The sequence below is a fragment of the Aneurinibacillus soli genome (assembly GCF_002355375.1).
GTDB lineage: Bacteria > Bacillota > Bacilli > Aneurinibacillales > Aneurinibacillaceae > Aneurinibacillus > Aneurinibacillus soli.
The window spans coordinates 1,960,623-1,980,942 of sequence record NZ_AP017312.1; the positions used below are offsets into that span (position 1 = coordinate 1,960,623).

The following is a 20,320-nucleotide window of genomic DNA, read 5'->3' on the forward strand; positions in this document are numbered from 1 at the left end:
AGTAAAAAATAAGGAGTGATATAGATGGGTGAAATTATTGGGGCTGCTATTTTGTCGCATGTTCCGACGATTATGTTACCGGAGCAAGTTCGGCTGGAGATGAACAAAGGAAAAGGCGACACAACGCTGATCGAAGGATTACAACGGCTGCGTTCTGAGGTGCTTGATCAACTCAACGCGGATACGTTCATTATTTTCGATTCACACTGGCATACGACGTTTGAGATGGTCGTAGACGGGCGTGAGCATTATGAAGGGTTTCACACATCAGATGAAATGCCGCGCAGCCTGCAGGATATTCCGTACAACTATGACGGTGATCCTGAATTGGCCACGATTATTGAAGAAACCGCAAAAAACTATGACGATGTATGGGTTCATGTAAGCCGAAATGCAAATCTTCCGATCCATTATGGTACTGTCAATCTGGTACATCACTTGCATCGTGGGGAAAGAGTGCTTTCCATTGGGACATCACAAACAGGAGAGCCGGAAGATTTCCTGCGATTCGGAGAAATGCTGGGGGAAGCGATTGAAAAAAGTAACCGGCGCGTTGTACTGCTGGGCTCGGGCGGACTTTCACACAAGTTTTATTCGCTGCGTGATATCAGGGTATATGAAGAATATGATCCCAAATACCTTATTTCTTCAGAAGCACGGAAAATTGATGAGAAAATCATCAGCATGTTCCTGGAAGGAAAGCATGAAGACGTGCTTGATATCATGCCTGAATTCCGTAAATTCAGTCCAGAGGGGCGCTTCGGGCATTATCTCATGATGGCAGGCGCACTCGGAGAGAAAGAATGGACGGCTCCAGGGCAGAAGTTCTCTGAGTACGAGGCATCGGCGGGAACGGGTCAGGTGAATATATGGTTTCCAAGACCTGCAGAAGGATGGGGCGGTAAACAAACAACGGGATCTAAAGGATAGTATATACAGATAGGGAGGCGAATCCATGGCAATCGGTGCAAATTTCATAGACAACAAAAAAGGGCGCCAGTTAGCTATCGAACAATCGATGCGGGAATTAGAGCAAAAAGGGGTTAAGTTTGTCCGTCTGCTGTATAGCGATATCCACGGATTTCCGCGTGGGAAGGATATTCCGTTAGAATTCTTCCCTTCTGTTGTGGAAGAAGGTCAGGCGTTTTGCTATTGGAATATTGTAGATGGACTTGATGGAAGTCCATTACATGCTCCCGAAATGCCGGATCGTGGCTACCCGGATATGAAGGCGATCCCGGATTTATCAACCTTGGCAGTTATTCCGTGGGAGAAGGATACGGTTCAGTGTCTGGCAGACTTAGTTGATCATGAGGGGCGGAAAATTGATATTTCGCCCAGGCAATTTCTGAAAAAAGTAACGAAGCTATTTAAGGAAAATCTTGCGGTCACGCCTATTCTTGCACACGAATTAGAGTTTTATCTGTTGCAAAAATCAGGGAATGGCTGGGAGCGATATAGCGACAAGCAAGGCTTGATTTATACAGTAGGATACCGTTCAGATGAGCGAGGGCTGATGCAAAAATTCATGGAAGCGGGCAAAAGCTTGCATTTGCAAGCGACAGCAGCGAATCATGAGCATGGCGGTGGTCAATTCGAAGTGAATATGTTGCACGGAGAAAGTGTTGCTGCGGCTGATCGGGCGTTCAGTTTTAAAAACATGATCAAAGAAGTGGCAGCTTGTAACGGCTTGATGGCTACATTTATGGGCAAACCGTTTACGGATCAGCCAGGATCAGGCTTTCACCTTCATCTGAGTTTGGTAGATCAGCAGCATCATCACAATATTTTCTCCGACCCATCCGCACAAGATGGAATAAGCAAAATGATGAAGCATTTTATGGCAGGTGTATTGCATCATGCGCCAGCCCTTACTGCCTTCCTGGCTCCGACCATTAATGCGTATAAACGGCTCATTCCGAATAATATTGCGCCGGTAGCGGCCAACTGGGGCTATGACAATCGCCATCGGTTCATTCGGATTCCTCCAGAGCGTGGTTCTAGCAGTCGGATGGAAATACGGGGCGGGGACGGAGCGGCGAATCCGTATTTAATTTCTGCCGTGTGTATGTTAGCTGGGTATGACGGGATCATAAAAGAAATGGAGTTACAGCCGGAGACGGAACCAGGGAAATCACTGCCGCGAACATTGACAGAAAGTTTAGAGAAATTACATGCAGATAAAGACTTGTGTGACTTAATTGGAAATGCGATGGTTATGGCGTATACCGCTGTAAAAAGAACGGAAATTGAACGGTATCAAACTTATGTAACAGACTGGGAGCTTAACGAATATGTCTACCACTTATAAACATTCAAAGAAGCCGTTAATTGGCATTACCACATGGAGACGGGATTTGCCTACTTTTTTAGGTGAGAAGACAGATTTATATACAATAGGGCCGGAATATGTGGAAGCAATTGAAGAAGCAGGAGGAATGCCCATTCTTCTACCTCATGCTAAACCCGAAGCAGCTCCTATGTATTTGGATTTGCTAGATGGGTTGCTTGTGTCCGGCGGGGGAGACGTTGATCCTTCCAGTTACGGCCAGACGAATGCGGGCAAGTCTTACGATGTAAAGCCCAGTGCCGACGCTTTTGAGATCGCTTTATTGCACGAAGCGTATAAGAGGAAATTGCCGACGCTTGGAATTTGTCGGGGGTTTCAAATTATGCAGGTGGCTTTTGAGGGGACGATGCTGCAAGATCTCCATGAAGTATTTCCGTTTCATCCAAAAAACGAGGGGAAGCCGGAGTATATCTTAAGCCAGAACCATACGGTGTCGTTTGCGGAAGATTCGATTCTAGCAGATGTATACGGAAGTGTAACCCGGACAGTAAATACCATTCATCACCAGTGTATACAAACAGTAGGAGATGGATGGACTCCGATTGGCTGGAGTGAAGACGGAATTATTGAAGCTGTGCAAGCGAGTGGTGACTGGCTTGCATTAGGTGTGCAGTGGCATCCAGAAAAGTTGAAGGATGAAGCGGAGCATAAGCTGTTTGCGTATTTCATTCAAGCGGCGTGGAAGGGAAGAAAGTAAAGAAACGAAAAATATTTAAATAAGACTAAATATTTAAAATTGTTTGATATAAAACGTTAGATATGATAAATTTATTGCAAACGATTATCTCGTATGGAAAGGAAGATGAACGTATGTCAAAGCTGAATGGATTTTCCCTGCCCCTTTCTCCTGAAGGCAGAGCGAACTTGTTACCTGCCCCTCCCTGGCATTATTCGGGGGATATGATGCTGATTGAATATCGTACCGATCCGGATGCAGTGATTGCTCTTTTGCCGGATGAACTCGAGCCGGCAGATGATCCGGGTGCTGTATCCGTTATTTTTGCAGACTGGCAATCGTGTACAGATAGCGGAGAGGAATGGCTCGATCCATACCATGCACAGTACAAAGAAGCGATGGTATATGTAGGAGCGAAGTACAAAGGGCAGCCAATTTGCCGCTGCGTCTACATATGGGTAGATAAAGATTTTGCGATGCTGCGCGGCTGGGTTCAGGGATTCCCGAAAAAGCACGGAGATGTGTGGATGTCACGCCCGGTTACAGTAGGAAAAGCGGGTCCGCGTCTGGCTCCGGGCGGCAAGTTTGGGGCTTCGCTCTCGGTAGGAGGCAGACGTCTTATTGAAGCGCGAGTAAACTTGACTGGTCTTTCCGAAAAAGGCCCGCAGGTGAACAACCCGCCGCAGTATAATAGTCGCCATTTCCCGAGATGGGACAGTCTGGAGCCGGCTCTTTATGAAATGGTAACCGTGAAAGGGGTAGACAAAGAGTGCAGCCCGATCTGGGAAGGAACGGCAGACATCAAAGTTTTTGATTCTCCATTTGAAGAATTGAAAGCGCTTGAACCGAAAGAGATCATTGGTGGCTTCTATCATTCGTTTGGCTACACGATGATTGACGGTGAAGTGGTTGAGCAGCATAAACGCTAAAAATCAAGGGTTCATTCAGTTATAGAAGGAGGAGAAATGAATGCAATTCGTTCGTGTAAAACGCGGGGAGCAGATTGTAAGAGGATATAAAGAAGGTGAGATTCTCGTTTTGGAGAATGGGGAAAAGGTTCATGAATCGGAGGCGCATTTTCTTGCCCCGGTCGAGCCGACAAAAATCATTGCGATGCACCTCAATTTCCCAAGTCGGATTGAAGCGTTTGGGATTAAGGACCCGCGCTGGCCTTCTTACTTTATGAAACCTCTCTCCTCGCTTGCTGGACACCGTGCAGAAGTAGCTCGGCCTCGTAACACGCAGTATTTGAACTACGAAGGAGAGATTGCACTGGTTATCGGTAAGAAAGCAAAAGGGGTATCGCGTGAGGAAGCGTGGGATTATATTGCCGGGTACAGCCCGGTAATTGATTACGGCCTGCATGATTTCCGGACTTCGGATGCCGGATCGATGCTGCGGGTAAAAGGACAGGACGGGTTCTGTCCGATGGGCCCGACACTTATTCCAGCGCATGAAGTAGATCCGCATAATATAACCGTTCGGACGTATGTGAATGGCAAAGTGGCGCAGGAAGGGAATACAGGCACGTTTAAATTCTCATTCGATTATATTATTGCGGACTTGTCCCGTTTGATTACATTAGAGCCGGGCGATGTTATTTTGACGGGTACTCCGGCGAATTCCCGTCCGGTTCAACCGGGTGATGTAGTAGAAGTGGAGATCGAAGGTTATCCGCGCCTGACGACGACGGTTGTGGAGAGTGAAGTAGATTTTGCGGATTTCGGTGCACAGCCGGAAGACTCGGACAATGCACGGAATACAGCATTTGAAATTGAATAATTGTCCGGATACGAACTGGAATTTCCGAACGTAATGCTGCCCCCTTTCTGTCTGATACAGAAGGGGGGCTTTTTTATACGCAATCGTTCATTTACATAACTGTCTGTACGATAAAAGTTAAAGGTGCGGGTTCGCTCTAGCCCAGTCTGCAAACAATCCACTACCGTTGCATCCGTGGCAATCATACAGATTTGTATAGGAAAACTCATGCACCATCAAAGGGCTATAGCCGTTTCCACGGCAATCCGGACATTTGTTTTGCGCTTGCATGTCCGCTAATTTTTTTTGATAGCGGGCTTCTTTCCACTCAGTTAAAGCATTGAAAAATCTCATTTTTTCCACCTCGAGTTTCTACTTTTCTTTATGATGCGAAAAAAGGTGAGATTTTATCCATTTGCACAACCAATTGGAGATACAAGCAACAACTCTTAATTTTTTCATGTCCTTCTTATATATGTAAAAAAGACTATATACGCTAATATAATAATGGGTATAAAGTATGTAGTTATATGGGGTTTGTGATATAATCGGTAAGGTTAAGGAGAAATATAATGAAAAAAATGAAATTTTCTTTGCAGCATTTAATTGTGTGTGTCGCTCTTTTATCGTTTATTTTGACTCTTATTAGCAGTTTATGGAGTGGGTATAGTACTGATAAACAAACTCTTATTACGAATACTTTAGAAACCAATCGTGTGTATGCACAAAAACTGGCAAAAACAACAAATAGCTTTTTAAAATCTACTCTTCAAACTTTACAGTTTAGTTCCAAGGAAATCGCACCTTTTATGCAGAATGATGAAGGAAAACTTCTTCATGAGGCAAATCGTTTGAAAATGCAGACGAATACTTTTAATTCTGTCATCATTGCGAATGCTGAAGGTAGAATCTTAGCTACATCACCACAGTCTCTTCAGATAAAAAATAAAATGCTAACATCACCGGGCGGTCAGCAAGCTTTAAAAGAAAGAAAACCGATCATTTCTAAACCATATACCGCTATAACAGGACGACTTGTCATTTTTATTTCATATCCTATTTTCGATGAAAAAGGAACCTATCTTGGGCTAGTGGGAGGAACACTTTACTTAAAAGAAATGAACGTATTAAACGAATTATTAGGCGAACATTTTTATAAAGATGGTTCCTATGTTTATGTAGTAGACGGAGATGGGCGCATTATCTATCATCAGGATTCTAAACGAGTCAATGATGTTGTAGTAAAGAATCAAGTTGTACAAAAGCTTATGCAAGGAAAAAGTGGAGCCGAACGTGTTATCAATACGAAACATAAAGACATGTTGGCTGGATACGCCTACGTTCCGATTGCAGACTGGGGAATTGTTTCACAGCGTCCAGTAGATATCGCGTTAGTACCTGCTACGGACATGATTAATGAAATGATAAAAAAATCATTCCCCTTTTTACTGGTATCGTTACTTATTATCTGGTGGATTTCTAGAAAAATTGCTCAACCTTTGCATCAATTAGCGCATTATACAGAGAACAGCACAGAGAATAGTCAAGAGGAACATATGGAAGAGGTAGTTGCGTGGTATTATGAAGCGATTCAACTAAAGAAATCCCTGCTGCATAGTTTGACTTTTCTACATGATAAAATTAATTATTTTATGTATCAATCTACCACAGATCCATTGACCAAGCTCACTAATCGCCGAACAATGGACGAGCAAATGAAGAAATGGACAGAAAATAGCATCCCTTTCTCATTAATTTTATTGGATATAGATCGCTTCAAGAGTATTAATGATACATATGGACACTCTGTAGGGGACGAAGTTTTGAAGTTTTTAGCGAGAAAGATGAAAGAAAACGCACGGCAGCATGATATATGTTGTCGTTTTGGAGGAGAGGAATTTTTAATTCTTCTTCCTAATACTGAGAAAAATGAAGCTTTTCATGTAGCTGAACGGTTACGTATGAGTATGGAAGCAGGCGCAAGCCCATGTGGCGAAATGGTGACCATCTCAGCAGGGGTTTCTTCTTATCCTGACTGTACATCCGAAACAGCAAAACTAATCGAATTAGCAGATGAATGTTTGTATAAAGCTAAAAAAAGCGGAAGGAATTGTACGATTGTATTTGAAAGTTCCGCGAGATAATATTCTAGAATGTAATAAAAGCCTGATATATCCTTATCGGATCGTATGTCAGGCTTTTATCAAAAAAAATATGAATGTAGAAGCGTGCAAGCTTCCCACTAACATCTGTCAGCATCAAAATTTGTTTTTGACATAGGATGGTGGGGTATAGTATATTGATCTCAAGGAGGAGATGGAAGTGGAAAACCAGAACCATTGTTGTGAGGAAGAAGGCCGCAAAAGCCATCACTCTGATAAAGTTAAAAGCAATCTCGTCACCCGGCTGAACCGTATTGAAGGGCAAATTCGCGGGGTAAAGGGCATGATTGAGAAAGACACATATTGCGATGACGTCCTGAACCAGATCGCAGCGATTCAGTCTGCATTGAATGGTGTCGGTAGAATGTTGCTCGAAGGCCACATGAAAAGCTGTGTCATCGAACGGATTCAGGAAGGCGACCACGAAGTGATTGACGAGCTGTTGATTACGATGAACAAGTTAATGAAAAAATAATCAATCGAAAGGAGCATTACGATGACAAATGTAACATTACAAGTAGAAGGTATGTCCTGCGGTCACTGTGTGAAAGCGGTAGAAGAAGCACTGAAGGAAGTGGGTGCGACAGGGAAAGTGGATCTGGCAAGCAAGTCGGTCGCAGTTTCGTTTGAAGAAGGCAGTGTAACGCTTGATGCGATTAAGGCAGCAATTGAAGATCAAGGATATGATGTGAAGTAACAGATGAGCTGCCAGTGGCAGCTCCCTTTTTTCTGAATAATATACCCTACATAGGTATAGTAAGGAGTGTGTAGGTATGAGCGAGAAACAAATCACGATGCAGATTACGGGCATGACATGCGCCGCCTGTGCGAATCGGATTGAAAAAGGGTTAGCCCGAATGGAAGGTGTGGCCGATGCAACGGTAAACTTTGCACTGGAGCAAGCAGCCGTTACATATGATCCGGCAAAAGTAGACGCAGCCAAACTTGAAGAAAAAGTAGAAGCACTCGGATACGGAACAGTTAAACAATCCGTTGAGCTGCAAATTACGGGCATGACATGTGCTGCCTGCTCGGCACGGATCGAGAAAGGGTTGTCTCGGATGCCGGGAGTATCGCAGGCAAATGTGAACCTGGCGTTAGAAACCGCCCATGTAGAATATTCTCCGGCAGAAGTGAGTGTAGGAGATGTCATCCAAAAGGTAGAGAAGCTCGGATACGGGGCGGTCTTGAAGCAGGAAGCACAGGAATCAGGGGATCATCGGCAGAAAGAAATTACGAAGCAGAAGCGTAAGTTAGTTATTTCGGTGCTTCTGTCGCTGCCGCTGCTCTGGTCTATGGTTGGCCACTTCTCGTTTACGTCCTTTATCTGGGTACCGGATTTGTTCATGAATCCGTGGTTCCAGCTTCTGCTGGCGACACCGGTGCAGTTTATCATCGGACGTCACTTTTATACAGGAGCGTACAAAGCGTTACGGAGCGGCAGTGCGAACATGGATGTGCTGGTGGCACTTGGAACGTCTGCCGCGTATTTTTATAGCTTGTACTTGACGGTTGAATGGAATCGTACAGGTGGACACCATCAGCCCGAGATGTATTATGAAACAAGTGCGGTTCTTATTACGCTAATTCTTCTTGGCAAGCTGTTCGAAGCGCTTGCGAAAGGCCGCTCCTCAGAAGCGATCAAAACGTTGATGGGCTTGCAGGCAAAAACGGCTCTTGTCATTCGGGACGGTCAGGAAATAAGCATCCCGATCGAACAAGTAATGGCGGGAGATATTTTACTTGTCAAACCGGGCGAGAAAATTCCGGTAGATGGTGACGTAGTAGAAGGCCACTCGACCGTAGATGAGTCGATGCTCACGGGTGAAAGCATTCCAGTGGAGAAACGGACGGGAGATGCGGTCATTGGCGCGACGATTAATAAGAGTGGGGCTCTCAAAGTGAAGGCAACCCGTGTCGGTCGTGATACAGCACTTGCACAAATCATTAAAGTTGTCGAAGAAGCACAGGGCTCAAAAGCGCCGATTCAGCGAGTAGCCGATGTGATTTCAGGCATTTTCGTTCCGGTCGTCGTTGGGATTGCGATTGTGACCTTTTTCATCTGGTACATCTGGCTTGTGCCAGGCAGCTTCGCGGATGCTCTGAAGTGTGCGATTGCGGTGCTTGTGATCGCCTGCCCGTGTGCGCTCGGACTAGCAACACCGACTTCGATTATGGCCGGGTCTGGCCGGGCGGCGGAGTTTGGGATTTTGTTTAAAGGTGGGGAACACCTCGAAGCGACACAGCAGATCAATACGGTTATTCTTGATAAGACTGGAACGATAACAAAAGGCAAGCCGGAATTGACCGACGTCGTGGTGAAATCAGGCACTACAGAAGCTCGTTTCCTGACACTTGTAGGCGCTGCCGAACGAAATTCTGGCCATCCACTTGCCGAAGCGATTGTAGCAGGCATTCGGGAAAAAGGGATCGAGCTGCCAGAAGCACAGGAATTCACTGACATCCCAGGCTTCGGAATTCGTGCTGTAGTCGAAGGAAGCGAGGTGCTCGTCGGAACGCGTCGCTTGATGGAGAAGTATAAAGTGGACGCGGTGGATGCGTACAGCAAAATGGAAGAACTAGAGGAAGCAGGGAGAACAGCGATGCTTGCTGCGGTGGATGGCACGTATCAAGGAATCATAGCTGTGGCAGATGCGATCAAAGAAACATCGAAAGAAGCGGTATCTCGACTGAAAGCGCTTGGTATTGAAGTGATTATGATTACGGGCGACAATGAGCGGACAGCAAGCGCGATCGCACGGGAAGCGGGCATTGACCGTGTACTGGCGGAAGTGCTACCGGAAGGAAAGGCCGAAGAAGTAAAGAAGTATAAGCAGGTCGGTAAAAAAGTCGCCATGGTTGGCGACGGCATTAACGATGCACCAGCGCTTGCGACAGCCGACATCGGGATGGCGATTGGCACTGGAACAGACGTAGCGATGGAGGCGGCGGATGTAACATTGATGCGTGGAGATTTGAACAGCATCCCAGACGCAATTGCCATGAGCAAGAAAACGATGCGCAACATTCGGCAGAATTTGTTCTGGGCGTTAGCATACAATGTGATCGGCATTCCGGTTGCGGCGGCAGGGCTTCTAGAGCCGTGGCTTGCCGGTGCGGCGATGGCGCTTAGTTCGGTGTCTGTTGTGTTGAATGCCTTGCGGCTGCAGCGGGTCAAGCATTTGTGATTGTTTTATTTGGCATTGGGCATCTTATGAACAGGAATAAAACGGGAGGGTTGCGATGAAAATTTATGTGGTGTATGACAGTGACAATGGGCATACAGAAGTGCTGGCCCGTTCTATCGCGGAAGGGGCTGGCACAGTTGCTGGAGATGTGTACATGGACCATGTGAGAGAGGCAGATGTGAACCGATTGCCTGACATGGACGCGATTATTTGGGGTTGTCCCGGTCATTTCGGGACGATCAGTGCTGGGATGAAAACGTGGATTGATAAACTGGGGTATTTATGGGCGCGGGGAGAGTTAATTGGGAAAGTTGGGGGAGTATTTTGTACAGCGGCAACCGTTCACGGCGGTGTAGAAGCAACTATGCTCAACTTGATTACCCCGATGTTGCATCAAGGAATGATTATCGTCGGGCTGCCGGCTAATATTCCGGAAAATGCGTTATATGGCTCGTACTACGGGGTGGGAATCACCTGTCCGGTTGAAGCTTCCGCAGATGATCCGCTCAATTTGCCAACCGAAAATGATCTTGTGCTTGGTAGAGCTCTTGGGCAGCGTGTAGCTACGGTAGCTGGCAAGCTTTCTGGAAAGTCGCATACAACCGCAGAAGGATATTAAGGGTATGGTAGTACCTATTATTTTCGGTGTTCTGGCTGTAGTTGTACTGATTCTGGTGATTTTTTTCAATACGAGGGCATTGTCCGAGCCATCGAAAAACACTGTCGATGAAATGAAACAGCAGGAGACGGTCATGATAAAAGATGGAAAAGTTATGGAGGAAGAGAAAGGCGATCCTGCTGATATGATGGATCAAGATTACCGGGACGCCCTCCGACAATTCCAAACTACAGGTAAAAAAAGCAGCCAGGCAACATCTAATAAAGAGTCGACAACAGAGCGGATGCAGGATGAGGAATATCGGAATGCCCTGCGTGCTATGACCAATTCGAAGCCATCTAATCGTTCCGATGATAGAAAAAATGGACGATGATACGAAAAAAGGCGATGCCAAAAGGTGAACATCCCGAAACAGTTCGGATGCTCACCTTTTTTATGTGTATATGGAAAAGCTAAGTCTGCCAGGGGAGAAAATGTGGTAGTATGAAACGCATAAAAACATTGAGCAAGGGTGGGAGCAACGTGGAAGCAAAGGTTATCACAACAGAGGAACAACAAAAAGTAGCATTTGATATTCGCGTCCGTGTGTTTGTCGAGGAGCAAAACGTGCCGCTAGAAGAAGAACTAGATGAGTTCGAGGCCGAGTCGACGCATTTTCTACTATATAAAGACGGCGTGCCAGTCGGCGCAGGCCGGTTCCGCATCGTAGACGGAGTTGGAAAAGTAGAACGAATCTGCGTTCTACCTGCTCACCGTAGCGGAGGCAGCGGGGGAGTAATTATGCGGGCGATCGAGGAGTATGCTGTGGAACAGGGCATGAACAAGCTCAAGCTACATGGACAAACTCATGCGGAAGGCTTCTATCATAAGCTTGGATATGAGACGGTGTCTGATGTTTTCTTGGAAGCAGGAATTCCGCATGTCATAATGACGAAAAAGCTTGTGGTGATGTAAGTGAACATGATTTCCCCTTGTTTTCTTGCCCTTTTCTCCTTTCCTTGACCAATTAGGAGGAGGAGAACTATGATTGGTATAATATTGGTATGAGAGGGGTTTCTGTTCTGTGTCTTATAAAATTGATGAGTCGCTCGGGTTTATTCTGAGTAACACCCAGCGGAAATTAAGTCACTTTTTGTTATCGAAATTCAAACCGTATGATATTACCACAGAGCAGTGGGTTTTAGTGGCTAAACTAGGAGAAGAGAATGGAATTACACAGAAGGATTTAGCCGAGCGCATAGAAAAAGACCAGGCGAATGTGACGCGGATTATTGACCTGTTAGAAAAAAAGGGACTGGTTAGACGAGAAAAAAACAGTACAGATAGAAGATCGATGCTCGTACATCTAACAGATGAAGGGAAAAGATTACGGGAAATGTTAGCTCCAATTGAAGAAGCGGTAGTGAAGGTGTCGCTGGCTGGTATGTCTGAGGAAGAAAGGGAGTTGTTGAAAGGGTTTCTTTCTCGCATTGCGGCTAATGTGCAGAATGAGTTTCAAGGTCAGGAATAAGCCTACCTATTTTTCATAATTTCCCACGATCTGTTGATAATTTCTCCGCAATGTCACCGTATGCTAGGAAGACAAAGGATCTGTTGCATAAAGAGTGAGGTGAGACGATTGCCATACCGCATTTATTTGGTAGAAGACGAACAAAACTTAAATGAGCTCCTGGCAACGTATTTACGGAACGAAGGCTGGGATGTTACTTCTTTTTTAAATGGAGGCGATGCGCGGAGGGCGATTGCCAAGCAGCCGGATTTGTGGATTCTTGATATTATGATTCCGGATGTGGATGGATATCAGCTTATTCGTGAGATCAAAGCACAGGCACCAGATGTTCCCGTTATTTTTATTTCTGCGCGAGATGCCGAGCTTGATCGTGTGATCGGGCTTGAGATGGGAAGTGATGACTATTTGCCGAAGCCGTTCTTGCCGCGTGAGCTGGTCATTCGGGTTAAGCGGCTGCTTGGTCGGATATACAATGCTGCTCCGCTTGTGGCAGAAGCAGGTAATGTGCTTCATATCGCACCGTATACAATCGATGAAACGAAGCGTGTTGTGACGCAGGATAATAAAGAAGTTGAATTGACATCAAAAGAGTTTGACTTACTGCTGCTGTATGCTAAAAATCAGGGGCAGGCATTTGCGCGGGAACAAATCTTGCGCCGCATCTGGGGGGAAGACTACTTCGGTACGGACCGGGTAGTGGATGACCTGATACGTCGGGTGCGGAAGAAGATGCCAGAGCTGCGCATCGAGACAATCTACGGATACGGCTACCGGATGGTCCAACTATGAAAAACCAGCCGCTTGCGATTCAAATCTGGACAGCGTTCGCTGCTTTTATGCTTGGCATTGCGGTCCTTGTTGTGCTGCTTGTACCGTGGATGCTGCGGCCATTTTTTGTGGACGATATGTATGCCCGTATTTCGGATGCGCAGAACATTCTTTGGGAACACCGGGTTGTGAACGGAGAAAATCCGGAAAAACGGCCACCGCCACCTGATCGTGAGAAACGGGATGTGAAGCATCTTATTTTCATGGATAATGAACTTGTTATGCTGACACCGCATCACCTGCCGCCAGAAGTGCTCGCTAAGATCGTGGACGAAGTTGCCAAGCAGAAGACAGGTACGAAGAAGTATGAGCAAAATGTGCAGGATCAACAGCTTTACTATATGATTCGGAGTGAGAAGGTCGGTGGACAGTCTGTATCTCTCGTTTCTTATATAACAGGTGCGTATGAGACAGAGATGAATCGTTCCTTGCTGCGCCAGCTCGTTAGCATTATGGGACTGGTGCTTCTTGTCGGTATCCCGTTCGCACTCTGGCTTGCTCGCTATTTATCCCGCCCGCTGCGGATGATGGAGCAGCACGTGAAGCAGATCGCGGATCGAAAATGGCACGAGCCGCTCGATGTGAACCGCAAAGATGAGCTTGGAAGACTGGGCCAATCGATTGAGCGGATGCGCAGGCGGCTTATCAAGCAGGATGAAGCTCAGCAGTCCTTTCTTCAGCATATTTCTCACGAATTAAAAACACCGGTCATGGTTATTCGCAGCTATGCACAGGCGATTCGGGACGGGATTTTTCCGAAAGGTAATCTGGACGGTTCGATTGGTGTAATTGAAGAAGAATCCGAACGGCTTGAGAAGCGCATTCGTAGTCTGCTGTACCTGACGAAGCTTGATTACTTGGCGAGTCGCGAACATGAGATGGCCACGGTAGATTTAAGCCTGCTCGTGGAAGATGTCATCGCCCGCCTGCGTGTGCGAAGACTTGATATTGAATGGGAGATTGATATAGTCGCTGCCTGTGTACGAGGCGATGACGAACAATTAAGCATTGCCATTGAGAACTTGCTTGATAATCAGATCCGCCACGCGGCCCAGAAAGCGTCCGTGACGCTGAAAATGGTGCAGGAAGAAGACCAATCACGCGTTCTGCTTCGGTTCTGGAATGACGGCGGCTCGATAGAGTCTGATGTGAAGGATACATTGTTCATGCCGTTTTATAAAGGCAAGAAAGGGCAGTTTGGTCTGGGACTGACGATTGTGAGGCAGATTGCCGAGCTGCACGGTACGGATGTGTGGGTCGAGAATGAGGATGGAGGAGTAGCGTTTTATTTGCGGATGACAGTTGAGTAGAGCGGTCTTTGTATCGAAGAGATAATCGTTTTGGAATCTACTATTTACAAGTTAAATAGTAGACCGTATACTAAAAATTATGTAAAGTAAAAAGTCTATTTGTTTACTTTGTTTTACGATTACACGATTTAGTTTCCCATTATTTCTCTAAGTCAAAGGGTGCTCTAACATGCTTATCAAATCTGTCATCATTTGTGTTTATCTTTTATTCACGTATTGGCTTTCTTTTCGTACGCCTGCGCTGCATATGGTTTTTTATCCTACTTTAGCTGCCTTCAGCTTTCTGTTCATGTCCCGTTCAACTGATAAAAAAAACGTATACAAGATTGTTGGTGGCGCTATATTGGCATCGACAATTGGCAGTTCGTTATACTTTGTGAATTCTGGTTTCGTCTCGTTTTTCCTGACATCGTTTGTTATCATTTGGATGATCCAAAAGTTTAATTGGAATGCTGCCCCTATTTTAGCAGTATCTTTAGTTCCGTATTTTTCGAAGCCGCCATCTGTTTGGATTTTTCCATTATCGGTATCGTGTTCTTTACTTGGTCTTTTGGTAACACTGTGGGTGATTCAACAAGTTGAAAAAACAAAAGATGCCGTGAATGTAATCCCTATTTTAGCGCATAAACAACCACAATATCACTGGTATGGAATTTTTGGAGAGGGAAGTATCAATTTTATTGTTGGGGCACTATACTTGCTACTATAGAAATCTGTAAAAGAAAGCAACTGACTGATTCACCTCAGTCAGTTGCTTTCTTTGTTTTAACAAAATGGCCCCTTCTTTAATATCATTGATAATAAGGTTTTAGATTGAGATGGAAAAGTGAGGGGTGTGTTTGATGAGTGTACGATACAAAATCCAAATAGATCCGAATACAAATGACCACTTGTTACTTCCTTGCCAGATAGCAGAAAAAATAGGCGTTTCTAAAACGGAAAAAAAAACTCTTCGTTATGGGAATTCATCTCACTTAGTCAATATTTTGATCTCAGAACAGCAAGAGAAAGATACACTTGTATTATCTCAAAATATAATGAATGAGCTTATGATTCCTGTAAGTTCCCTGTATGAATTAATTCATGTTGAAGATGAGATACGAATTGGGCCTTTTATTGGTTTTTTACTGAGCTTAACAGACGATAAATTCGTAACGTATTTACGGCGTTTGGAACCATATGTAAATCACTATAGTAAAGTGGGGGGGACGATTTTAGCTTTTTGTATGTCCAATGTGAATCCATATAAGCAAACAATTAATGGGTACGTGTATAATCCCCAGACTAAGGAATGGGACCAGGGCGATTTTGGGTATCCATCATCGTTTTTCATTATGAGTCGGATGATTCCGTATACATGTAGACAACATTTTAAAGTCACGACGGGAGGAAATACGTTTTTTAACAACTTCAATTATGACAAGTGGGAGATGCATCAGCTGTTACGCAACTCCAAAGTAAACGCCTATTTACCTCCCACTCAATTATTCCAGCGTGCAGAACAATTCGTGGACTTTTTAGAAGAAAATAGTGACTTCTATGTAAAACCCCTTACAGGTTCAAGAGGGAGAGGCGTGGCAAGAGTCAGAAAAACATCAAAGGGCACACGAATCTCGTATCGAGATAAGGGAAGAAATCATCAACTACTTGTTCAGAAGCCCCATGAGCTAACATTATCAATAAATGAAAATCTATCAGCATACTCCTGTTTGCTTCAAAAAACAATTGATCTTATTACTTGGAGCGATCGTATTGTAGATTTTCGCATACTTATGGTAAGGAATCAGGAAGGAGAATGGAAAGATGTGGGTTTTTTTGCTAGGTGTGGATCAAGGGGGAGTGTAGTCAGTAACATTTCTGCCGGTGGAAATGCTTATAAAGGTGAGAACTTTTTGAAAAAAGTGCTTAAATTTACCGAAAAACAAACAAACCACGTGGTACGGAGCATGAAACAATTGGCGTATGATATTGGAGAAATTTTAGATCAATCAGATGTACATTGTGGAAATATGGGCGTCGATATCGGATTGGATAAACAGGGAGGCTTGTGGATTTTGGAAATTCAACATAATAATCCAGATCCTACGCTTGCTCTTGACGCAGGCGACAAACGAGCATACTTACAAGTTCTACTTCACCATCTGCTCTATTTAAAAGGTCTTGCAGGATGGAAGGAACACAGTGGATGAAAACCATCGGAATTATCGGTGGAATGGGTTCGATGGCAACCGTCGATTTATTTGAGAAGATTGTTACGCATACTCCGGCTACGGCGGATCAACAGCATATTCCTATCCTTATTTATAACAACCCCTCTATTCCGTCCCGCATGGATGCCATCCTAAAAGGGACGAAAAGTCCTTTATTCGAGCTAGTGAGATCAGCACAAAAATTAGAAAAAGCAGGTGCTGATTTTCTGATTATGCCTTGTAATACAGCGCATTATTGGCTTTCTGACATACAATCTCAGATTCGTATTCCACTATATAGTATGATTGAACACGCTGCTTCTTACATTGAACAGTTTTACAGTCAGTTACAGGGTTCGATCCTCTTACTGGCATCTAAAGCTACGATTCAGAAGAAACTTTATCAACAAGCTTTTTTTCAAAAAGGATTACCCTTACAGTTACCTGAGCCTGAGGAGCAAAAAGTGATTGATTTCGCCATTCAGGATGTAAAGGCATCTATCATTGAGAGTAATAAGTGGATCCCTGAAATGAATAAGATGCTTGAAAAATATGATCGGATAAGAGGAACTTCAGCAGTGCTGGGAGCTTGTACCGAAATTCCATTACTGTTTCCGTATTTGTATGAACCGATTCTCAAACTAGATCCTACACTCATGATAGCGAAACATGCCATTACGTTAGCACAAGAAGATGCGGTTTTAAAGAAGGGGGAAAATGAATGAAATCTCTATCACTAGGAGAAATCCTCCCAATTATGAAAGGAAAGCTTCTTCAAGGAAATATAGATGAAAAAATTATAAACGTAACGACGGAGCCGGATGAGGTTCAAAAAAACAGCTTGTTTTTTGATGTCTATCCTACGTTGACTGACTGGAACATGTTTCCTTTTAGAGACTCTGTCGTTATCGTTACGGATCATCCCTGGCGAATGGAAGGGAAGGTGGCAAGAAAGATAAGTGTGGTCTATGTGAAGAGTATCGAGCAGGCCTACTGGGCCTTTGTGGAGTTTTATCGAGGGCTATTCGATATTCCTGTTATTGGAGTTACCGGAACGTGTGGAAAAACGACGACTACGGAAATGCTGAAAACGGTTCTATCTCAAAATTACTGCGTACAGTCTACCTTTGATGGAAAAAACAGTTTATCATATAACCTTCCTTATGTAATGGAGATTGATGAACAAACAGAAGCAGCTGTTTATGAGATGGGGGTTTCTCATCCTGGATGTATCGAAAATAGTTGTCGGCATTTTCAACCACAAATCGGAATTATCTTGAATATTGGCGTGTATCATTTACTAGGATGCAAAACGTTTGACAACTATATAAAGGCTAAAAAAGAAATGGTGAAGGGAATTCATCCTCAGGGAACGCTTATTCTTAACGCAGACGATGAAAACATCGGCAAAATTGATGTATCATCATTTCAAGGGGAGATTGTGTATTTTGGGACGTCAGAACGTGCGCACTTCCAGGCGAAGAATATTCGTTATGAGGAAGGGGGCATGAGCTATACGTTACGAAAGGATAATCAGAAGTATCCCGTATTTGTATCAGGCTATGGCGAACATAATGTTCTCAATTCACTGGCCTGTTTAGCCGCAGCTACTTCCATTATCGGAAACGTAGAGCAAGCCATTCAAGGCTTATCTGAGTTTAGACAGGTTCGGCAACATTTAGAATTCTTGAAAGGTCCTAAAGGTTGCACGCTTATTGATGATACATGGAACTGTACGCCGCCTTCCATGACCTCTTCATTAAAAGTGCTTACGGATACAGCGCAAAAGCGCCAAAAAATTGCAGTCTTAGGTTACATGCCACAATTGGGTGATAATGCCAAGGATGAATATGATAATATGGCGTATCATGTGAAGGCAGCTGCTGTTGACCACGTAATCGTCATCGGGGAAGCTCGTCTCATTGGGCAGAAAGCAGAGAAGTTAGGAGTGAGTAAAAAGCGGATCAGTTATTGTGAAACAGCAGAGGAAGTCCAACAAGCCGTAACGCCGTTTTTGAAGAAGAATTCACTTGTTTTACTTAAATTCCCTTATAAATTTCGATTGTCAAAAGACCATGCCTTCCAAAAATTTATGCAGTGGATTAGAATGGAAAACAATCAATAAAACCATGCAGCTACTGCATGGTTTTATTGATTGTAACAACATTATCCACCGAATGCATCTAATAGTTCCTCTATGTCTTTTGGATCGAGGCTAGTTACAGGAGAAGAAGGGTTTGGAGTTCTGTACGTATTTGGGAAAGAATTTATTGAAATTCCCTGATTCATTATTTTTTTGATTTCCAGTAATTCCTGCATAATTTCATCATACGATCCCTTCGACAATTTGGGTTCCAGATATTCATGAAGAGCAGATAGAATCAGGTGTGTTAGTGTACGATTTCTAGAATGATAGTCAATTTGCTCCTGAACTTTTGGAGAGACAGGATGCTCGATTCCCGTTTTGACATCAATATATTCCCTGGGGATACTGACAGATTCAGAATAAAGCCGAGTCATGTGATCACCCTTTATTTTGTGATGGCTTCCGCAAATTGAGGGTTTTTCTTAGCATGATTTATTTTTGCAAGAATCATGAGACCTAAAACATTTAACCTCTCAAGATTTTCTGGAAACAGTAAATCGATTGGCCTTCCTTTTTCCATCCATTTGACGGCTGCTTCCTGTATTTGTCTTTGTGCAAGTTTAGCAGCTCCCCCAACAGCAATGTAGCGAGTGGCTCCTTTAATTTCACTTGAACTGTTCCGCACGCGATCAAATAATTCTAGGTATTTCATGGCCATTAATTTTAGTTGTGGTATAACATATTTACTTATATCTTTTTTGACCCCGGCGAATGGCTCAACATACCATTCGGATGGACCTGCGAATAGCTTTTCTTCCAATTCAGACCGGGAATCAAATTTATATAGCTCGTTTTTACTCACTTTCTGGATAATGCTATCAAGAAATAAATTGATTCCAAACGGTTCTCCCTCAACGGACGCTACCGGCTTATTATTTTTAATCCCTACGAAATCAACGGTATCTCCACCTAAATCACCAATAATAATCCCCTTTTGAGATTCTTTGATAAGGGAATCATCTTTAATTCCTAACGTTTCTACGTCTCTCGTAAGTCCTAAGTATGCACAGGCTCCCTCAGAACCTACAATGACATCTTTGATATGAAGTTTAATCAAAACTTCTTTGGGTTCAATAACTCCGGGGATTTTGTGGAGAATGACAGAGTGTGTTCCGAGCAGACGATGTTTAACAAGTTCTTTTTTCTCCTTATATTGCGTTGTAGGTAAAGAAACAGCCAGTTGATCGATTTCATAGGTCAGTTCAGTTGTTTCAGGATTTTGTAGAAATGCGTGGTACGCTGCGAGTCCGAAAAGGAGAATATAGGTACGGTCTTCGTCTACCTTTTGATTATTGAAGGATGTCAGACTAACGTTTCGCTGTCTTGTTGCTGCTTTTCCGATATAGAAGATTTCTCTCTTATCCAAAATGGCCTGGCTTTTAACTTCTACGATTAGGTTCTCTTCTAACAGGGCATCGTCTTCATCATACGGCTTTTCATAAAATTGGTCATCATACAAAGCGATGGCATTAGGCAGCTGGTATTCGGAAAATTGCCCGTTGGTGCATGCCAACATTTTGTACCAGCTGTTTCCTAAATCAACAGCCATAAATTGATTGTTATCCATTATACCCACCTCCT

Annotated in this window: 22 protein-coding genes; 19 read left to right on the top strand and 3 right to left on the bottom strand. The window is 44.1% G+C overall.

The annotated features are described in order from the left end of the window. Positions 1–24: 24 nt before the first annotated feature. From CB4_RS09915 to CB4_RS09935, 5 genes are all read left to right on the top strand, one after another. On the top strand, positions 25–930 hold the full coding sequence (locus CB4_RS09915) for a DODA-type extradiol aromatic ring-opening family dioxygenase (RefSeq protein WP_096465482.1): 906 nt from the start codon (positions 25–27) through the stop codon (positions 928–930). Between the two features lie 25 nt (positions 931–955). Further along, positions 956–2,311, top strand: a complete 1,356-nt coding sequence (locus tag CB4_RS09920; protein ID WP_096465484.1) for a glutamine synthetase family protein — start codon at positions 956–958, stop codon at positions 2,309–2,311. Next, positions 2,295–3,047 (top strand): gamma-glutamyl-gamma-aminobutyrate hydrolase family protein, encoded by a 753-nt coding sequence (locus CB4_RS09925; RefSeq protein WP_096465486.1) that lies wholly within the window; start codon positions 2,295–2,297, stop codon positions 3,045–3,047. The genes CB4_RS09920 and CB4_RS09925 overlap by 17 nt, the downstream gene beginning before the upstream one ends. 113 nt (positions 3,048–3,160) lie before the next feature. After that, on the top strand, positions 3,161–3,955 hold the full coding sequence (locus tag CB4_RS09930; protein ID WP_157737911.1) for an acetoacetate decarboxylase family protein: 795 nt from the start codon (positions 3,161–3,163) through the stop codon (positions 3,953–3,955). Positions 3,956–3,995: 40 nt separating this feature from the next. Then, entirely contained in the window at positions 3,996–4,808 is an 813-nt protein-coding gene (locus CB4_RS09935) for a fumarylacetoacetate hydrolase family protein (RefSeq protein WP_096465490.1), read from the top strand. A gap of 117 nt (positions 4,809–4,925) precedes the next feature. On the opposite strand, the gene CB4_RS09940 is transcribed toward CB4_RS09935, so the two are convergent. Then, entirely contained in the window at positions 4,926–5,141 is a 216-nt protein-coding gene (locus CB4_RS09940) for a methionine aminopeptidase (protein ID WP_096465492.1), read from the bottom strand. Positions 5,142–5,359: 218 nt separating this feature from the next. Between CB4_RS09940 and CB4_RS09945 the strand changes: the two genes are divergently transcribed. From CB4_RS09945 to CB4_RS10010, 14 genes are all read left to right on the top strand, one after another. Then, positions 5,360–6,931 carry a sensor domain-containing diguanylate cyclase gene (locus CB4_RS09945; RefSeq protein WP_096465494.1) on the top strand — a complete coding sequence of 524 codons (1,572 nt, stop codon included), beginning with the start codon at positions 5,360–5,362 and terminating at the stop codon, positions 6,929–6,931. 172 nt (positions 6,932–7,103) lie between these two features. Continuing rightward, positions 7,104–7,424, top strand: a complete 321-nt coding sequence (locus tag CB4_RS09950; protein ID WP_096465496.1) for a metal-sensitive transcriptional regulator — start codon at positions 7,104–7,106, stop codon at positions 7,422–7,424. A gap of 21 nt (positions 7,425–7,445) precedes the next feature. Continuing rightward, positions 7,446–7,646, top strand: a complete 201-nt coding sequence (locus tag CB4_RS09955) for a copper ion binding protein (RefSeq protein WP_096465498.1) — start codon at positions 7,446–7,448, stop codon at positions 7,644–7,646. A 76-nt stretch (positions 7,647–7,722) separates the two neighbouring features. Beyond that, positions 7,723–10,137 carry a heavy metal translocating P-type ATPase gene (locus CB4_RS09960; RefSeq protein WP_096465500.1) on the top strand — a complete coding sequence of 805 codons (2,415 nt, stop codon included), beginning with the start codon at positions 7,723–7,725 and terminating at the stop codon, positions 10,135–10,137. 55 nt (positions 10,138–10,192) lie between these two features. Next, complete coding sequence (locus tag CB4_RS09965) at positions 10,193–10,756, top strand: NAD(P)H-dependent oxidoreductase (RefSeq protein ID WP_096465502.1); 564 nt, start codon at positions 10,193–10,195, stop codon at positions 10,754–10,756. Between the two features lie 4 nt (positions 10,757–10,760). Then, positions 10,761–11,129, top strand: coding sequence for a hypothetical protein (locus CB4_RS09970; protein ID WP_096465504.1), 369 nt, complete (start codon positions 10,761–10,763; stop codon positions 11,127–11,129). Between the two features lie 149 nt (positions 11,130–11,278). Then, entirely contained in the window at positions 11,279–11,710 is a 432-nt protein-coding gene (locus CB4_RS09975; RefSeq protein ID WP_096467703.1) for a GNAT family N-acetyltransferase, read from the top strand. A 109-nt stretch (positions 11,711–11,819) separates the two neighbouring features. Then, positions 11,820–12,266 carry a MarR family winged helix-turn-helix transcriptional regulator gene (locus CB4_RS09980; RefSeq protein ID WP_096465506.1) on the top strand — a complete coding sequence of 149 codons (447 nt, stop codon included), beginning with the start codon at positions 11,820–11,822 and terminating at the stop codon, positions 12,264–12,266. A gap of 108 nt (positions 12,267–12,374) precedes the next feature. After that, positions 12,375–13,055: a response regulator transcription factor gene (locus CB4_RS09985; protein ID WP_096465508.1), complete on the top strand. Its 681-nt coding sequence runs from the start codon at positions 12,375–12,377 to the stop codon at positions 13,053–13,055. Then, positions 13,052–14,404, top strand: a complete 1,353-nt coding sequence (locus CB4_RS09990; RefSeq protein ID WP_096465510.1) for a HAMP domain-containing sensor histidine kinase — start codon at positions 13,052–13,054, stop codon at positions 14,402–14,404. Before CB4_RS09985 ends, CB4_RS09990 begins: the two co-directional genes overlap by 4 nt. A gap of 169 nt (positions 14,405–14,573) precedes the next feature. Then, complete coding sequence (locus CB4_RS09995; RefSeq protein ID WP_096465512.1) at positions 14,574–15,113, top strand: HPP family protein; 540 nt, start codon at positions 14,574–14,576, stop codon at positions 15,111–15,113. Between the two features lie 133 nt (positions 15,114–15,246). After that, a complete protein-coding gene (locus CB4_RS10000) occupies positions 15,247–16,593 on the top strand; it encodes a YheC/YheD family endospore coat-associated protein (protein WP_096465514.1) in 1,347 nt (448 codons plus the stop codon). Beyond that, positions 16,590–17,318, top strand: coding sequence for a cysteate racemase (cuyB, locus tag CB4_RS10005; protein ID WP_096467704.1), 729 nt, complete (start codon positions 16,590–16,592; stop codon positions 17,316–17,318). The genes CB4_RS10000 and cuyB overlap by 4 nt, the downstream gene beginning before the upstream one ends. Further along, positions 17,315–18,718 (top strand): UDP-N-acetylmuramoyl-tripeptide--D-alanyl-D-alanine ligase, encoded by a 1,404-nt coding sequence (locus tag CB4_RS10010; RefSeq protein ID WP_096465516.1) that lies wholly within the window; start codon positions 17,315–17,317, stop codon positions 18,716–18,718. Before cuyB ends, CB4_RS10010 begins: the two co-directional genes overlap by 4 nt. 41 nt (positions 18,719–18,759) lie before the next feature. On the opposite strand, the gene CB4_RS10015 is transcribed toward CB4_RS10010, so the two are convergent. Both CB4_RS10015 and CB4_RS10020 read right to left on the bottom strand, forming a co-directional pair. Next, positions 18,760–19,113, bottom strand: coding sequence for a hypothetical protein (locus CB4_RS10015; RefSeq protein WP_096465518.1), 354 nt, complete (start codon positions 19,111–19,113; stop codon positions 18,760–18,762). Positions 19,114–19,124: 11 nt separating this feature from the next. Further along, entirely contained in the window at positions 19,125–20,306 is a 1,182-nt protein-coding gene (locus tag CB4_RS10020) for a ParM/StbA family protein (RefSeq protein WP_096465520.1), read from the bottom strand. Between the last annotated feature and the right edge of the window lie 14 nt (positions 20,307–20,320).